The 14315-nt window shown below is 71.3% G+C and carries 16 protein-coding genes; 11 read left to right on the forward strand and 5 right to left on the reverse strand.

The window, feature by feature from the left end:
• Positions 1–107: 107 nt before the first annotated feature.
• Positions 108–1475, forward strand: coding sequence for an NAD(P)/FAD-dependent oxidoreductase (locus tag ACZ3HQ_RS24030; protein WP_467513914.1), 1368 nt, complete (start codon positions 108–110; stop codon positions 1473–1475).
• Positions 1476–1583: 108 nt separating this feature from the next.
• Here ACZ3HQ_RS24030 and ACZ3HQ_RS24035 read toward each other — a convergent pair whose 3' ends face one another.
• Positions 1584–3014 carry a regulator gene (locus ACZ3HQ_RS24035; RefSeq protein ID WP_467513916.1) on the reverse strand — a complete coding sequence of 477 codons (1431 nt, stop codon included), beginning with the start codon at positions 3012–3014 and terminating at the stop codon, positions 1584–1586.
• A 251-nt stretch (positions 3015–3265) separates the two neighbouring features.
• Here ACZ3HQ_RS24035 and lipB point away from each other — a divergent pair, with 251 nt between their 5' ends.
• The 4 genes from lipB (at position 3266) to ACZ3HQ_RS24055 (ending at position 6340) form a co-directional block, all read left to right on the forward strand.
• Positions 3266–4060: a lipoyl(octanoyl) transferase LipB gene (gene lipB / locus ACZ3HQ_RS24040; RefSeq protein WP_467513917.1), complete on the forward strand. Its 795-nt coding sequence runs from the start codon at positions 3266–3268 to the stop codon at positions 4058–4060.
• A 122-nt stretch (positions 4061–4182) separates the two neighbouring features.
• Complete coding sequence (gene lipA, locus ACZ3HQ_RS24045) at positions 4183–5148, forward strand: lipoyl synthase (protein ID WP_467513919.1); 966 nt, start codon at positions 4183–4185, stop codon at positions 5146–5148.
• Positions 5149–5378: 230 nt separating this feature from the next.
• Positions 5379–5576, forward strand: a complete 198-nt coding sequence (locus ACZ3HQ_RS24050) for an SCO2195 family GlnR-regulated protein (protein ID WP_467513921.1) — start codon at positions 5379–5381, stop codon at positions 5574–5576.
• A 62-nt stretch (positions 5577–5638) separates the two neighbouring features.
• Complete coding sequence (locus tag ACZ3HQ_RS24055; protein ID WP_030807686.1) at positions 5639–6340, forward strand: DUF4191 domain-containing protein; 702 nt, start codon at positions 5639–5641, stop codon at positions 6338–6340.
• Positions 6341–6417: 77 nt separating this feature from the next.
• Here ACZ3HQ_RS24055 and ACZ3HQ_RS24060 read toward each other — a convergent pair whose 3' ends face one another.
• Positions 6418–6885, reverse strand: coding sequence for an RDD family protein (locus ACZ3HQ_RS24060; RefSeq protein WP_467513922.1), 468 nt, complete (start codon positions 6883–6885; stop codon positions 6418–6420).
• 210 nt (positions 6886–7095) lie between these two features.
• Here ACZ3HQ_RS24060 and glnA point away from each other — a divergent pair, with 210 nt between their 5' ends.
• Positions 7096–8505 carry a type I glutamate--ammonia ligase gene (gene glnA / locus ACZ3HQ_RS24065; RefSeq protein ID WP_030807690.1) on the forward strand — a complete coding sequence of 470 codons (1410 nt, stop codon included), beginning with the start codon at positions 7096–7098 and terminating at the stop codon, positions 8503–8505.
• A 63-nt stretch (positions 8506–8568) separates the two neighbouring features.
• Here glnA and ACZ3HQ_RS24070 read toward each other — a convergent pair whose 3' ends face one another.
• A complete protein-coding gene (locus ACZ3HQ_RS24070) occupies positions 8569–9561 on the reverse strand; it encodes an endonuclease/exonuclease/phosphatase family protein (RefSeq protein WP_467514184.1) in 993 nt (330 codons plus the stop codon).
• 90 nt (positions 9562–9651) lie between these two features.
• Here ACZ3HQ_RS24070 and ACZ3HQ_RS24075 point away from each other — a divergent pair, with 90 nt between their 5' ends.
• On the forward strand, positions 9652–10326 hold the full coding sequence (locus tag ACZ3HQ_RS24075) for a response regulator transcription factor (RefSeq protein ID WP_401631294.1): 675 nt from the start codon (positions 9652–9654) through the stop codon (positions 10324–10326).
• Entirely contained in the window at positions 10319–11416 is a 1098-nt protein-coding gene (locus ACZ3HQ_RS24080) for a sensor histidine kinase (RefSeq protein ID WP_467513924.1), read from the forward strand. Before ACZ3HQ_RS24075 ends, ACZ3HQ_RS24080 begins: the two co-directional genes overlap by 8 nt.
• 57 nt (positions 11417–11473) lie before the next feature.
• Here ACZ3HQ_RS24080 and ACZ3HQ_RS24085 read toward each other — a convergent pair whose 3' ends face one another.
• Positions 11474–11725 carry a hypothetical protein gene (locus ACZ3HQ_RS24085; RefSeq protein ID WP_467513925.1) on the reverse strand — a complete coding sequence of 84 codons (252 nt, stop codon included), beginning with the start codon at positions 11723–11725 and terminating at the stop codon, positions 11474–11476.
• Positions 11726–12000: 275 nt separating this feature from the next.
• Here ACZ3HQ_RS24085 and ACZ3HQ_RS24090 point away from each other — a divergent pair, with 275 nt between their 5' ends.
• The 3 genes from ACZ3HQ_RS24090 to pspAB all read left to right on the forward strand — a co-directional run bounded on the left by ACZ3HQ_RS24090 (position 12001) and on the right by pspAB (position 13932).
• On the forward strand, positions 12001–12261 hold the full coding sequence (locus ACZ3HQ_RS24090; RefSeq protein WP_467513926.1) for an SCO2583/SCO2584 N-terminal domain-containing protein: 261 nt from the start codon (positions 12001–12003) through the stop codon (positions 12259–12261).
• 150 nt (positions 12262–12411) lie between these two features.
• The gene (gene htpX / locus ACZ3HQ_RS24095) at positions 12412–13332 is read left to right on the forward strand and encodes a zinc metalloprotease HtpX (RefSeq protein ID WP_467513928.1); all 921 of its coding nucleotides are present in this window, start codon (positions 12412–12414) and stop codon (positions 13330–13332) included.
• Positions 13333–13335: 3 nt separating this feature from the next.
• On the forward strand, positions 13336–13932 hold the full coding sequence (pspAB, locus tag ACZ3HQ_RS24100; protein WP_467513929.1) for a PspA-associated protein PspAB: 597 nt from the start codon (positions 13336–13338) through the stop codon (positions 13930–13932).
• 4 nt (positions 13933–13936) lie between these two features.
• Here the strand turns inward: pspAB and ACZ3HQ_RS24105 are convergent, their stop codons facing one another.
• A complete protein-coding gene (locus ACZ3HQ_RS24105; RefSeq protein WP_467513931.1) occupies positions 13937–14209 on the reverse strand; it encodes a hypothetical protein in 273 nt (90 codons plus the stop codon).
• Positions 14210–14315 lie beyond the last annotated feature (106 nt).

Consider the following 14315-nt stretch of genomic DNA (forward strand, 5'->3'; position numbering starts at 1 on the left):
CTGGCATTGACCGACAATGACCCTAACCTCGACCCGAACTCGCGTATCCGGCGGGCCGGTTGAGGGCATGACCTCTCCACCGGCCGCGCAACCACAGGAGGGGCCTCGTGCTTGAGCCCGCGTACCAGGTGGACGTCGTCGTCGTGGGGGCCGGGGTCGCCGGACTCTCGGCGGCCCATCGGCTGACCAGCGCAGGATTGACGACCGCAGTCCTGGAGGCCGCCCCCTCGGTGGGCGGCCGCATGTCGACCGAGCGGGTCGACGGTTTCCGTCTCGACCGCGTCGGACGGCCCCTGACCACACCCGGCCCCGAGCTGCGCACCGTGCCGGGGCTGGAGCCGCTCGCGCTGCGGCAGTTCGCGCCCGGCGTGCTGCTGCACCGGGACGGCCGCAGGCACCGCGCGGGCGCGCCGGCACCCGTAGGGGGCGCCAGGGGCGCACTCCATGTGGCGCGCGCCCTGGCGAGCGCCCCCAGGGGGCCGGTCGCCGTCCTGCCCGGCCGGACCGGGACGCCGGTCGGCGGGGCGTGGGACCAGGCCCGGCTGAACGCCGCGCTGGCCCGGATCGCGGCCACGCCGGTGGACCGGCTGCTGGCCCGCCCGGAGCAGGCCGCCGCCGACGCGCTGGCGGCGCGCGGGATTCCGGCCCGTACCGTCGACGGCTTCCTGCGTCCGCTGCTCGCCGCGCTGCTGTGCGACCCGGAGCTGGGCACGTCCAGCCGGGCCGCCGACCTCGCCCTGCGGGCGTTCGCCGGGGGGCGGCTGGGCGTGCCGGAAGGGGGCGCGGAGGTGCTGCCCGAGCTGCTGGCGCACGCCCTGCCGCCGGGCACGGTGCGTACCGGGGTCCGGGTCACCTCGGTCTCCACCACCTCGGTCACCACCGCCGAGCACGGCGTACTGCGCTGTCGCGCGGTGCTGCTGGCCACGGACGCGCGTGCGGCGGCCGAGCTGCTGCCGGGGCTCCGCGTCCCCGACTTCCACCCGGTGACCGTCGTCCACCACACCACCGACGATCCCGGCCCGGCGCTGTCCACGGGTACCTCGCTGCTGCTGGACGCGGACCGGGGCGGCCCGGTCGCGCACACGGCGGTCATCAGCAACGTCGACCCGAGCCGCGCCCCGGCGGGCCGCACCCTGATCTCCTCGACCGTGCTCGGCACCCCGCCCGAGGACATCGACTCCGCCGTCCGCACCCACCTGGCCCGCCTGTACGGCACCCCCACCACCCGCTGGGAGACCCTGGCCGTCCACCACACCCCCGACGCCGTCCCGGCCACACGCCCCGCGTACGACCCCCACCGCCCGGTACGCCTCCTGGCGGGCCTCTACGTCTGCGGCGACCACCGCGACACCGGCACCCTCCAGGGCACCCTCCACGCGGCCACCCGAGCCACCACAGCCATCCTGACCGACCTGGGCGCCACCACGTCGCTGCACCTGAGCGACCCCCCGGCAACCATGCCCCGAGCAGCCTGAACCGGGTCCCCGGCCGGGGACCCGCCAGCTCCGCGCCTGGCACCGGACGCCCGGTGCCAGGCAGCCCTCCCGCCGGCGGCCCAGCCCCTGAGGGGCGCCCCCCTGTCGCTACCCCAGCGCCGCCACCCTCTCCCGGTATCCACGGGCCGGGGCGGCGTCGCGGTAGGGCTCCAGGCGGCGTTCGAAGTCGCGGATGTATTCCACGGCTCGGACCGAACGCATTTCGGCGGCCTGGGTGGCGGCTTCGGCGGCGAGGGTGCATGCCTGGTCGAGGTCTCCGAGGCCGAGGCGGGCGGTGGCCAGGACGACTCGGGAGAAGAGCCTGCTGCGGGCGTGCGTGGCGGAGCGCAGCCGCAGGGAGCGCTCGGCGTGCTGGGCGGCCGCCCGGAACTGGTGGAGGTCCCGGTGGCAGTGGCCGAGTTCGTCGGCGAGCTGGGCCTCGTCGAAGAAGCGCGCCCAGTGCGGCACGTCGTCACCGGGCCGTGCCGTCTCCAGGGCGCGCTCGGCGCGTACCAGTGCGCCGGTGCACGCCCTGGTCTCTCCGAGGAGGGCGTGCGCCCGCGCCTCCGCCGCGTGCAGCAGGGCCTGCACGACGGGCGTCGCGCCGGTGCCGATCCCCTGCTGGGCGACCCGCGCCAACTGGACCGCCTCCCGCCCGTGCCCGAGGTACACGGCCTGGCGGCTCATGGTGACCAGCACATAGGAGCCGTAGGCCCGGTCCCCGGCCGCCTGGGCGAGCCGCAGCGCCTGTACGAAGTACCGCTGGGCGAGCCCGTGCGCGGCGATGTCGTACGAGGTCCAGCCGGCCAGCCGGGTGAGGTCGGCGGCCGCGCCGAAGAGCCTGCGGCCGGTCTGCTCGGAGTAGCTGCCGCGCAGCATCGGCTCGCACTCGTGCTCCAGATAGCGCACGAGGGCCTGCCGGGCGTGCCCGCCGCCGTACTGGTCGTCCAGCGCCCGGAACAGCTCCGCCACCGAGCGCAGCGCGGCGAGGTCCCCGCCGGTCACCCGGTGCCCGGAGGGACGCTCGACAGGGGGCGCCGGGGCGCGTACGGGCCCGGCCTGCGCCGGTACCCGGACGGCGGGCTCCCGCGCCACCCGGTCGTCGGCCTTGCCGATCAGCCAGTCCCGGCTGGGCACGACCAGCCCGGCGGGCGTGAACGCGATCTTCCGCAGCTCGGCATGGCTGCCCGAGTCCTTGCGCCACAGCCCGCTGACGATGTCGACGGCCTCCTCGGGCGTGCCCGCGAACTCCAGCCCGGCGTACACCGGCGCACAGGCGTCCAGACCGAGGTCCTGGGCGGTGAGCCGGCGGCCGAGGCGGCGGGTGAAGACCTCGGCGATCAGCGCGGGCGTGGTCCCGCGGGGCTGCTGGCCGCGCAGCCAGCGGGTGACGGAGGTCTTGTCGTATCTGAGGTCCAGCCCGTGTTCCAGGCCGAGCTGATCGACGCGACGGGCCAGACCCGCGTTGGAGAACCCCGCCTCTGCGATGAGCGCGGCGAGCTGGCGGTTGGGGGTGCGCTGCGCGGGTCGGTCCGTCATGTGCGGTGCGGTCTCCTGCCTGACAGGCCACTGAGGTGCCGGGACGGGCTGTGAACAGCCCTTTTGGCCTCACGAACGGCGCGAATGTAGCGGAGAGTGAACAAGCCCTCGCACAGTTCCCCGTGCATTCATCCGATCGTGTGAGGATTACCCGCGCGGCTGACGTCACCCGTCCGGACGTACAGTGGCGTGGGCGCCGTACGCGCCTGACAGACCCGACGAGGGGTGCCCGGCTTAGGGAGGCGCTTGCCGTGAGTGACTTGCGGTTCGTCCACATGGGGTTCGGCGCGGACGCCGTCGACTACCAGGAGGCGTGGGACGAGCAGCGCCGGGTGCACGCCGCCCGGTTCGCCGACGAGGTCCCCGACACCGTGCTGCTGCTGGAACACCCCCCGGTGTACACCGCCGGCCGCCGCACCGACCCGAGCGAGCGCCCGCTGGACGGCACCCCCGTGATCGACGTGGACCGGGGCGGCAAGATCACCTGGCACGGTCCGGGCCAGCTCGTCGGCTACCCGATCCAGAAGCTCCCGCGCCCCGTGGACGTCATCGCCCACGTCCGCCGCCTGGAGGAGGCCCTGATCCGCGCCTGCGCGGAGTACGGCGTGCAGACCACCCGTATCGAGGGCCGCAGCGGTGTCTGGGTGCTGGGCGACCCGGTGGAGCAGCGCCTCGGCGGTCTCTCCCTGGACTTCGACCCCCGGATCGCCGACGAGGAGTTCGACCCCCGGCTGAACGGCCCGGAGTACGCGCCCTCCAACGCGGGACAGCGCCGCGAGGACCGCAAGATCGCCGCGATCGGCATCCGCGTGGCCAAGGGCGTCACCATGCACGGCTTCGCCCTCAACGTGAACCCGGACAACCGCTGGTTCGACCGCATCATCCCGTGCGGCATCCGTGACGCCGGCGTCGCCTCGCTCGCGCACGAGCTGGGCCGGGACATCACGATCGAGGAGGTCGTGCCCGTGGTCGAACGCCACTTGCGCGAGGTCATGGCCGAGGCCGTCCTCGCCCCCCGGGTGATCGAGAAGGCCCCCGCGGTCTGATCCGGGAATGCGGCCTGCGTCCGCGAGGTTTTCGCCCCCGGTAGGGCCCGAAGAACACGGGCGTACTCTGGTGTACGCCGAAGAATCGAAGACTCAACTTCGCAACAAGCAGGGAGCCGGTCGTGTCCGCAGTCGCACCCGACGGACGCAAGATGCTGCGCCTGGAGGTCCGTAACAGCCAGACCCCCATCGAGCGCAAGCCCGAGTGGATCAAGACGCGGGCGAAAATGGGACCCGAGTACACCAAGATGCAGAACCTCGTGAAGAGCGAGGGCCTGCACACCGTGTGCCAGGAGGCCGGCTGCCCGAACATCTACGAGTGCTGGGAGGACCGCGAGGCGACCTTCCTCATCGGCGGCGACCAGTGCACCCGGCGCTGTGACTTCTGCCAGATCGATACCGGCAAGCCCGAGGCCCTCGACCGGGACGAGCCGCGCCGCGTGGGCGAGTCCGTGGTCACCATGGACCTCAACTACGCCACGATCACCGGTGTCGCCCGCGACGACCTGGCCGACGGCGGCGCCTGGCTGTACGCCGAGACCGTGCGCCAGATCCACGCCCAGACCGCGGGCCGCGAGGCCGGCCGCACCAAGGTCGAGCTGCTGGCCCCCGACTTCAACGCGGTGCCCGAGCAGCTCGCCGAGGTCTTCGAGTCCCGCCCCGAGGTCTTCGCGCACAACGTCGAGACGGTCCCGCGCATCTTCAAGCGCATCCGCCCCGGCTTCCGCTACGAGCGCTCGCTGAAGGTCATCACCGAGGCCCGTGACTTCGGCCTGGTCACCAAGTCGAACCTGATCCTCGGCATGGGCGAGACCCGCGAGGAGGTCGTGGAGGCGCTCCAGCAGCTCCACGACGCCGGCTGCGAGCTGGTCACCATCACCCAGTACCTGCGCCCCTCCGTGCGCCACCACCCCGTCGAGCGCTGGGTGAAGCCGCAGGAGTTCGTGGAGCTGAAGGAGGAGGCCGAGCGGATCGGCTTCTCCGGTGTGATGTCGGGCCCGCTGGTCCGTTCCTCCTACCGCGCCGGGCGCCTTTACCGGATGGCGATCGAGAAGCGTGGTACGTACATCGCCGCCCAGGCGGTGTGAGCGAGTCGTGTGAAATCACGCACAAGTTCCTACTGGCCAGTAATGGCCGAGTCGACGCGGTCCCGTCCGTCCTCGCTGATGAGGGCGCATGGCGGGGCCGCGTCGGCGTGTACGGAACCGGCGGCGAGGCTTCACCACCGTTTGACCGGTCGGTCACGCGCTGGTAACACCAATCAGTGACCCTGGAATCACGCCCCGTACACCACCCGCACCGAGGGGGGACCTCGATCATGCAGGCCGCACCCGTCCGCGCCACCGCCATCCCGTCCTTCACCGTCGCCCTGCGCGCGGTCGAGACGCTGCTGCTTCAGGGCGGTCAGCGCACCGCCCGCCGCAACGCCTGGACCTCCGTCCTGGAGGACCGCCGCCGCGCCAAGGACCGGGTCGAGGCGCAGCAGATCCTCGACCGCGCCGCCACCCGTCCGTAACCCCCGCCTTACGCCGGGCACCGCCGTCGAGAGTGTTCCGGCGGCCACGTAGACTCGTGGGCATGGCGAGGAAGGAAACCGCGGCGGACGCCGCGAGCGCAGGGCGACTGAAGCAGATCGCCCTCACGTACAAGATGACCCGCAAGGCCGACAAGACGATCGGTCTTGTACTCGCGGCTGTCGGGCTCGGCATTTTCGCCGTCCTCCTCGTGATCGGCTTCCTGATCGGGCACCCCGTCTACGGCGGCATCCTGGGCCTGCTGCTCGGTCTGCTGGCGACGGCGATCGTGTTCGGGCGCCGGGCCGAGCGGGCCGCGTTCGGGCAGATGGAGGGCCAGCCGGGTGCGGCGGCCGCGGTACTGGACAACATCGGCCGGGGCTGGGCGACCACCCCCGCGGTGGCGATGAACCGCAGCCAAGACGTGGTGCACCGGGCGGTCGGCAAGGCCGGCATCGTGCTGGTGGCCGAGGGCAACCCGAACCGGGTGAAGAGCCTGCTGGCGGCCGAGAAGAAGAAGATGAACCGCATCGTCGCGGACGTGCCGGTGCACGACGTGATCGTCGGTGACGGTGAGGGCCAGGTCCCGCTGAAGAAGCTGCGGACGACCATGCTGAAGTACCCGCGGGTGCTGACCGGCCCCCAGGTGACCGCCACCAACGACCGGCTGCGGGCGCTGGGCGACCTGATGAGCAACATGCCGCTTCCCAAGGGTCCGATGCCGAAGGGCATGCGGATGCCCAAGGGCGGCGGCAGGGGCCGCTAGTTCCTCCTACGACATGAGAAGGGGCGCCCGGAGATCTCTCCGGGCGCCCCTTCCTGTTCTTGTCTTCTTGCCGCGTGCTAGATCCTGACCTCGACGGTCTTGGCGAGGCGGTCGTGCAGGCCGCGGCCGTCGCGGTCCCAGACCAGGGCGGGGACGGCCAGGCAGAGCAGGAAGGTGCGCAGCAGGGCGCGCAGCGGGTTGACGGTGCCGGTCTCCAGGGCGACGACGCGCAGCCCGAGCAGCCGCTTGCCCGGCGTGGAGCCGAGGGTGCCCACGGTGAGCGCGCTCATCACGAAGAAGACGAGCAGCGCCCAGTTGCTGGTGGCCGGGGAGTTGCCGTGGGTGATCAGGCCGTATGCGATCAGCACGCACAGCCCCCAGTCCACGGCGAGCGCGCCCAGCCGGCGACCCGGACGGGCGATCGAGTTCGGCCCGCTCTCCGGCAGCCCGAGCTGCTCGCCCCGGTACCCGAAGTCGGCGCCCGCTTCTTCCATGGCCGCCCGCGGCCCGGAGAGCCACGACCCCATCACTTCCCTGTTGTCCACCCGACCACGGTACTGCGCCCGCTTTCGGGCAGTACGCGCAGGGGTGTGTCGGGGCTACGGTGTAGGGGTGGCTGGTTAACTTCTGCGAAACAAACGAGTCACGCCCGAGAAATCACCCATCCCTAGGGTCGAGACCAGCGTGTGCCACCGCACTGGCCGCACGAACGATCTACCACCCCGGCGGGAACGGTCGGGAGTAGGAGGAGCTGGATGTTCCAGAACGCCGACGAGGCCAAGAAGTTCATCGCGGACGAGGACGTCAAGTTCGTCGACGTCAGGTTCTGCGACCTGCCGGGCGTCATGCAGCACTTCACCGTGCCCGTCGAGGCGTTCGACCCGGACGAGGAGCTGGCGTTCGACGGCTCGTCGATCCGCGGTTTCCAGGCCATCCACGAGTCCGACATGGCGCTCCGCGCCGACCTGTCGACGTCCCGTGTGGACCCCTTCCGCCGTGACAAGACGCTGAACATCAACTTCTTCATCCACGACCCGATCACTGGCGAGCAGTACTCCCGTGACCCGCGCAACGTGGCGAAGAAGGCGGAGGCGTACCTGGCGTCCACCGGCATCGCCGACACCGCGTTCTTCGGCCCCGAGGCCGAGTTCTACGTGTTCGACAGCGTGCGCTTCAAGACCGCCGAGAACGAGGCGTTCTACCACATCGACTCCGAGGCGGGTGCCTGGAACACCGGCGCGCTCGAGGACAACCGGGGTTACAAGGTCCGCTACAAGGGCGGCTACTTCCCGGTCCCGCCGGTCGACCACTTCGCCGACCTGCGTGCCGAGATCTCCCTGGAGCTGGACAAGGCCGGCCTCAAGGTCGAGCGCCAGCACCACGAGGTGGGCACGGCCGGCCAGGCCGAGATCAACTACAAGTTCAACACGCTGCTCGCCGCGGCGGACGACCTCCAGCTCTTCAAGTACATCGTGAAGAACGTGGCCTGGCGCAACGGCAAGACCGCGACCTTCATGCCGAAGCCGATCTTCGGCGACAACGGTTCGGGCATGCACGTCCACCAGTCGCTGTGGTCGGGCGGCGCCCCGCTCTTCTACGACGAGGCCGGTTACGCGGGCCTGTCGGACATGGCCCGCTACTACATCGGCGGCATCCTCAAGCACGCCCCGTCGCTGCTGGCCTTCACCAACCCGACGGTGAACTCGTACCACCGTCTGGTGCCGGGCTTCGAGGCGCCGATCAACCTGGTGTACTCGCAGCGCAACCGCTCCGCGGCGATGCGTATCCCGATCACGGGCTCCAACCCGAAGGCCAAGCGCGTCGAGTTCCGCGCGCCGGACTCCTCGGGCAACCCGTACCTCGCCTTCTCCGCGCTGCTCCTGGCGGGCCTGGACGGCATCAAGAACAAGATCGAGCCGGCCGAGCCGATCGACAAGGACCTCTACGAGCTGGCCCCCGAGGAGCACGCGGGCGTCGCCCAGGTCCCCACCTCCCTCCCGGCCGTCCTCGACCGCCTCGAAGCCGACCACGACTTCCTCCTCCAGGGCGACGTCTTCACCCCGGACCTCATCGAGACGTGGATCGACTACAAGCGCACGAACGAGATCGCGCCCCTGCAGCTCCGTCCTCACCCGCACGAGTTCGAGCTGTACTACGACGTGTGATCGCCGCTGCTTGAAGCCAGGCTCTGCCCCCGTCTCCTTTCTGGAGGCGGGGGCGGTTCTGTTTCACCAGGTCAGCGTCGCCGCCACCGGCAGATGGTCGCTGCCCGTTCTGGGGAGGGTCCAGGAGTGGTTGGGGGTCAGGCCGCGGTAGAGGATCTGGTCGATGCGGGCCATGGGGAAGGCGGACGGCCAGGTGAAGCCGAAGCCGGTGCCGGAGGTCTGCTGGGTGGAGTGGAGGTGGGTGCGGAGGATTGTGAAGGCCCGGTCGTCCCAGGTGCCGTTCAGGTCGGCCAGGAGGAGGACTCGGGGGCTGGGGTCGGTGGTGACGGCCTTGGTGAGGGCGGCGGCGCCTATGTCGCGGCTCGCGGTCCAGAAGCCCTTGCGGGGCATGAGGCGGACGGAGCCGAGGTGGGCCACGTAGACCGCCAGGGGACCGTCGGGGGTGGTCACCGTGGTGCGGAGGGCTCGGTTCTCGGGGAGCTTGGCGGCGGCTGATTTGGTGGCCGCCAGCGGGCCGTAGTTCATGATGTCGATCGGGTGGGTGGCCGAGAGGGGGAGCTTGCTCCAGAGGCCGACCGTGCCTCGGATCACGTGGTGGGGGTACGCCGGCGCCAGGGCCTTCTCGTACAGCGGGGTCGCCTGCGGGGTCAGTTCCTCCAGGGCCAGGAGGTCGGCGCCCGAGGACGCGAGGGTGTGGGCGGTGGCCGTCGGGTCGGGGTTGGCGGCGCCCACGTTGTGGGTGGCCACGGTGAGGTCGCCGCCCGGGCGGGACTTGTCGTGGAGGAGGCCGCCGAAGAGGGTCGTCCAGGCCACGGCCGGGAGCACCAGCGCGGTCACCGCGGAGAGGGAGCGGCGCCACAGGGCGGCCGCCAGCAGGAGCGGGATGAACAGGCCGAGCCACGGCAGGACGTTCTCCACCAGGCTTCCCAGGCCCGCCCAGTCCGGGAGCGTCGCGTGCAGCAGCAGGAGCAGGCCCAGCAGCAGCGCCGACGCGGCGATCACCGGGCCGCGTTTCCAGGGCTCCGGGCGGGAACAGGCGCGGAGCGCGTTTCGCATCATGCGCCCAGCCAAGAGGGTGCGGTGTTGCGACGGCGTATGCGGTTTCCGATATGCGGACGATACGCGGCGCCTCGTAGCCTCGATGGCATGCGTGTGCTGATCGTCGAGGACGAGCCCTATCTGGCGGAGGCCGTCCGGGACGGCCTGCGTCTGGAAGCGATCGCGGCGGACATCGCGGGTGACGGGGACACCGCGCTGGAGCTGCTGGGGATCAACGCGTACGACATCGCCGTGCTCGACCGGGACATCCCCGGCCCCTCCGGTGACGAGGTCGCGCGGCGGATCGTCGCCTCCGGCAGCGGGATGCCGATCCTCATGCTCACCGCCGCCGACCGGCTGGACGACAAGGCGTCCGGCTTCGGGCTCGGCGCCGACGACTACCTCACCAAACCCTTCGACCTGCGCGAACTAGTGCTCAGGCTACGGGCGTTGGACCGCAGGCGGGCCCATCACCGGCCGCCGGTACGGGAGATCGCGGGGCTGCGGCTGGACCCGTTCCGCCGGGAGGTCCAGCGGGACGGGCGTCATGTCGCGCTGACCCGCAAGCAGTTCGCGGTGCTGGAGGTGCTCGTCGCCGCCGAGGGCGGGGTGGTCAGCGCGGAGGAACTGCTGGAGCGGGCGTGGGACGCGAACGCCGACCCGTTCACCAACGCCGTACGCATCACCGTCTCCGCCCTGCGCAAGCGGCTCGGCGAGCCCTGGCTCATCGCCACCGTGCCGGGGGTCGGGTACCGCATCGACGCCGGGAGCGGGCGTGGATAGGGCGCCGGGACCGAGCGTCCGCCTCCGGCTCACTCTGAGCTACGCCGGGTTCCTCATGCTCGCCGGCGCGCTGCTGCTCGGCGCGGTGTGGCTGTTCCTGCTGCGGTACGTGCCAGAGCGGGCGCTGATCGTGCCCTCGGGCACGCCGATCCGGTACGACGTCTTCCCGGTCCGCTCCAACCTGCTGCGGGTCTTCGCGCCGCGCGCGGCCGGGGTACTGGCGTTCCTGCTGGTGTTCGGCCTGGCCGGCGGGTGGTTCCTCGCGGGCCGTATGCTCGCGCCGCTGACCCGCGTCACGGAGGCGACCCGGAAGGCGGCGAACGGTTCCCTCTCGCACCGCATCCGGCTGCCGGGACGGCGGGACGAGTTCCGCGAGCTGGCGGACGCCTTCGACACGATGCTGGCCCGCCTCGACGCGCACGTCGCCGAACAGCGGCGCTTCGCGGCCAACGCCTCGCACGAGCTGCGCACCCCGCTGGCGATCTCCAAGGCCCTGCTGGACGTGGCCCGCACCGACCCCGAGCACGACACCGCCGGACTCCTCGACCGCCTCCACGCCGTCAACGCCCGCGCGATCGACCTCACCGAGGCGTTGCTGCTGGTCAGCCGGGCCGAGCAGCGGGCCTTCGGCCGGGAGGACGTCGACCTGTCCCTGCTGGCGGAGGAGGCGACCGAGACGCTGCTGCCGCTCGCGGAGAAGCACGGCATCTCCCTGGAGACCTCGGGCGAGATCACGCCCACGAGGGGGTCGCAGGCGCTGCTGCTCCAGCTCACCATGAACCTCGTACACAATGCGATCGTCCACAACCTGCCTGGTCAGGGCCGGGTGTGGGTCAGTACGGCGGCGCGGCCCGGCACGGTGGCGCTCACCGTCGAGAACACCGGCGAGCACCTCTCCCCCGAGCTGGCCGCGACGCTCACCGAGCCGTTCCGGCGCGGCACCGAGCGTGTCCACAGCGACCACGCGGGCGCGGGACTCGGCCTGGCGATCGTCCAGACCATCACCCACGCCCACGACGGCACCCTGACCCTCGCCCCGCGCCCCTCGGGCGGGCTCAGGATCACGGTGGAGCTGCCGGACGCCACGTGACGAAGAGGGCCGCCACCCCAGCCGGGACGGCGGCCCTCCGCGCCTGCTCTGGCGTGATCATCCAGGAACGACGATCACCACGACGCTGCCGTTGTTGTAGCCGTAGCCGGGGCCGTAGCCGTGGTTGAAGCCGTAGCCCGGCCCGTAGCCGTAGCCGCAGTTGCCCCACCAGCCGCAGCCGCGATTGGTCGGTACCTGGGTGGTCGTGCTGGCCGAGGCGGTGCCTGCGGTGGCGATCGCTCCGCCTGCCGCCAGGAGGAGACCGGCGGCGGACGCCGCCACGAAACGCCTGGTGCGCTGTGCATTCATGGACGTACCTTCCTTCCACCCCGCGTGCGGTACGGGACTGCACGGTTCGGATGGCCGCGCACTCGGAGTGGGAAGTCCGGCGCGGTCGGTGGGCTGGCCGCCTTCGGTCGCCGGGACGACACGGAACGCGTCCCGCTCTGCGGCACTTATCCGATGCTAGGTGAGCACCTCCCGCTCGGCATCCGGAGCCGCAGGCGTGCAACCTTTTGCGCCGCTCGCGCTTCCTACTCTCGGGGGATCATGACCCTCGGGGAGTAGGAAAGGGTTTGCGTGACATGGCCGAACAGGACGACGAGCAGCGGGATTTCGACCTCAGGTGGGCCGACGCCTCCGAACACAAGGAGCCGTCCGCGCGGGCCCGCATGCTCGCGGCCCGCTGGAAGGAGAACCCCCCGGACCCGATCCCGTTCCGCGCCGACCCGGCCCCGTCCCACGGCTCCCGCCGAAGCTCGTGGCTGTCGACGGTCCTGGTACTGGGCTGCGTGGCCGCGGTGATCGTGCTCTTGGGCTGGGCACGGATGAGGTCGCCCTATTAACGGCAGGGACCCGGTCAACGGCAGAGACCCGGCGGCCCTGTCGCTGCTCGGCGACGCGGGGAAAGCCTTTGCCGGTCGCGGGCACCGGCATGGGCCGCGCCGGGTGCACACTGGAGGCAGGGGGAGAGGCCGAGTATGGGGTGATGCGGGATGCGGAGCCGTTTTCGCAGTGACCGTCGGCTGACCGTGCGGATGACGGTCACCATGTTTCTGCTCGGGCTGCTGTACGTGGGGTTCGTCGCCGCGCTGATCGTGCTGCTGAAGTCGTGGATCGTCGTCGCGGTGCTGGTGGCCGTGATGGTCGTGGCCCAGTTCTGGTTCTCCGACAAGATCGCGATGTTCGCGATGCGCGGGCATGTGGTGGAGCGGGAGCAGTGTCCCGAGCTGCACGCGGTGGTGGACCGGCTGTGTGCCATCGCGGACATGCCGAAGCCGGTGATCGCCGTGTCCGAGCTGGACATGCCGAACGCGTTCGCCACCGGCCGGAACCCCGATCACGCGGTGGTCTGTGTGACCACCGGGCTGCTGCGGCGGCTGGAGCCGGCCGAGCTGGAGGGTGTGCTGGCGCACGAGCTGTCGCACGTGGCGCACAAGGACGTCGCCGTGATCACGATCGCCTCGTTCCTGGGTGTGATCGCCGGGCTGATCGTCCGGTTCATGTTCTACTCGCAGCTCTTCGGCGGGGGCCGGCGCGACCAGAACACCGCCGCGGTCTTCGCCGCGGTGATCGGTGTCTCGGCGGCCGTGTACGCGATCAGCTTCCTGCTGATCCGGGCACTTTCCCGGTACCGCGAGCTGGCCGCCGACCGCGCGGCCGCGCATCTGACCGGCCGCCCCTCGGCGCTGGCGTCGGCGCTGACGAAGGTGTCCGGGGAGATCGCCCGTATCCCGACCAAGGATCTGCGCACCGCGCAGGCGTTCAACGCGTTCTACTTCACCCCCGCGACCGGCAAGGAGCCGGGCATCGAGCGGATCTTCTCCACTCACCCGCCCCTGGAGCAGCGGCTCGCCCAGTTGGGCCGGATCTCCGCGGAGCTGGGCGAGGCCGCCGCCCCCGAGAAGACGGGCTGATCATTGGGTCTGCTGGACATCCTGCTGGGGCGTACGAAGCCGGTGGCGCCCGATCTCGACCAGCTCTTCGCGCTGCCCTCGGCGGCGATCACCCTCCAGGCGGCGGCCGGGTTCACGCCGACCGGCGCGGGCGCGGTGTGCTTCGCCACGGTGGAGGGCGCGGCGTTCGAGCAGACGCACCGTGAGGTGCGGGCCCTGCTGGACGCGGACGCCGGGCGCGAGGGCCCTCCGGTGGAGCTGACCCAGGACGACTACGGCTACTCCTGGCTCAGCTCCCACCGCTCCCCCGAGCAGCTCCCCGAGCTGGTGAACGACCTCCACGCGGTGAACAGCTCGCTGGAGGCCAACGGCTTCGGCCCCCAACTGCTGTGTTCCCTCGCGGCTTTCGAGCGGGCGGACCAGGACGACGACCGCCGGCTGGCCCTGGTCTACCTCTACAAGCGGGGCACCTTCTACCCGCTGTGCACCCGCCCCGGCCACCAGCGCCGGGACAACACCCTGGAGCTTCAGGTGGCGTCGGCGCTGGAGGGGGACCTGCGGATCGAGAAGGACACGTCCCGGTGGTTCCCGCTGTGGGACGCGCCGGGAATGACGGGCTGAAGGGCTAGCGGCTCTTCTCCCGCTGCAGCCGCCGCGCCTCGTGAGGACGCTCGCGGCGGTAGCGCCGCTCCCACTTGGCCTGCCGGTCACGGCGGTCGCGGTAGGCGCGGTACGTCTCCGGGGGCGGACCTCCGCCGGGCGGCGGGGGTGGTGGTGGCGAGCCACGGCCGCCCCTGTAGTACAGGCAGAGCAGGGCGACGGCGGCGAGCCAGTAGAGGTGGTTACCGATACCGAGAACGGCCAGAGTGAGGGTGGCGGCGACGATGAGAACGCTCATGACGGAACCTCCTGGCGATTCAACGTACCGGCGCGGCTACTGTGAGTGCATCTCCTTTTCCGGGTTCGGTGACCGTGAGTGAACAACAGGCTCGAACTTCCGGACG

Source organism: Streptomyces sp. NPDC018263, from assembly GCF_055562575.1.

Excerpts from the sequence above, each read along its gene's own strand:
- ACZ3HQ_RS24105 (WP_467513931.1), bottom strand. The coding sequence starts at position 14,209 with ATGAGCGTTCTCATCGTCGCCGCCACCCTCACTCTGGCCGTTCTCGGT.
- ACZ3HQ_RS24070 (WP_467514184.1), bottom strand. The coding sequence starts at position 9,561 with ATGCGAAACGCGCTCCGCGCCTGTTCCCGCCCGGAGCCCTGGAAACGC.
- ACZ3HQ_RS24090 (WP_467513926.1), top strand. The coding sequence starts at position 12,001 with ATGGCCGAACAGGACGACGAGCAGCGGGATTTCGACCTCAGGTGGGCC.
- ACZ3HQ_RS24085 (WP_467513925.1), bottom strand. The coding sequence starts at position 11,725 with ATGAATGCACAGCGCACCAGGCGTTTCGTGGCGGCGTCCGCCGCCGGT.
- htpX (WP_467513928.1), top strand. The coding sequence starts at position 12,412 with ATGCGGAGCCGTTTTCGCAGTGACCGTCGGCTGACCGTGCGGATGACG.
- ACZ3HQ_RS24075 (WP_401631294.1), top strand. The coding sequence starts at position 9,652 with ATGCGTGTGCTGATCGTCGAGGACGAGCCCTATCTGGCGGAGGCCGTC.
- ACZ3HQ_RS24035 (WP_467513916.1), bottom strand. The coding sequence starts at position 3,014 with ATGACGGACCGACCCGCGCAGCGCACCCCCAACCGCCAGCTCGCCGCG.
- ACZ3HQ_RS24055 (WP_030807686.1), top strand. The coding sequence starts at position 5,639 with ATGGCGAGGAAGGAAACCGCGGCGGACGCCGCGAGCGCAGGGCGACTG.
- ACZ3HQ_RS24050 (WP_467513921.1), top strand. The coding sequence starts at position 5,379 with ATGCAGGCCGCACCCGTCCGCGCCACCGCCATCCCGTCCTTCACCGTC.
- glnA (WP_030807690.1), top strand. The coding sequence starts at position 7,096 with ATGTTCCAGAACGCCGACGAGGCCAAGAAGTTCATCGCGGACGAGGAC.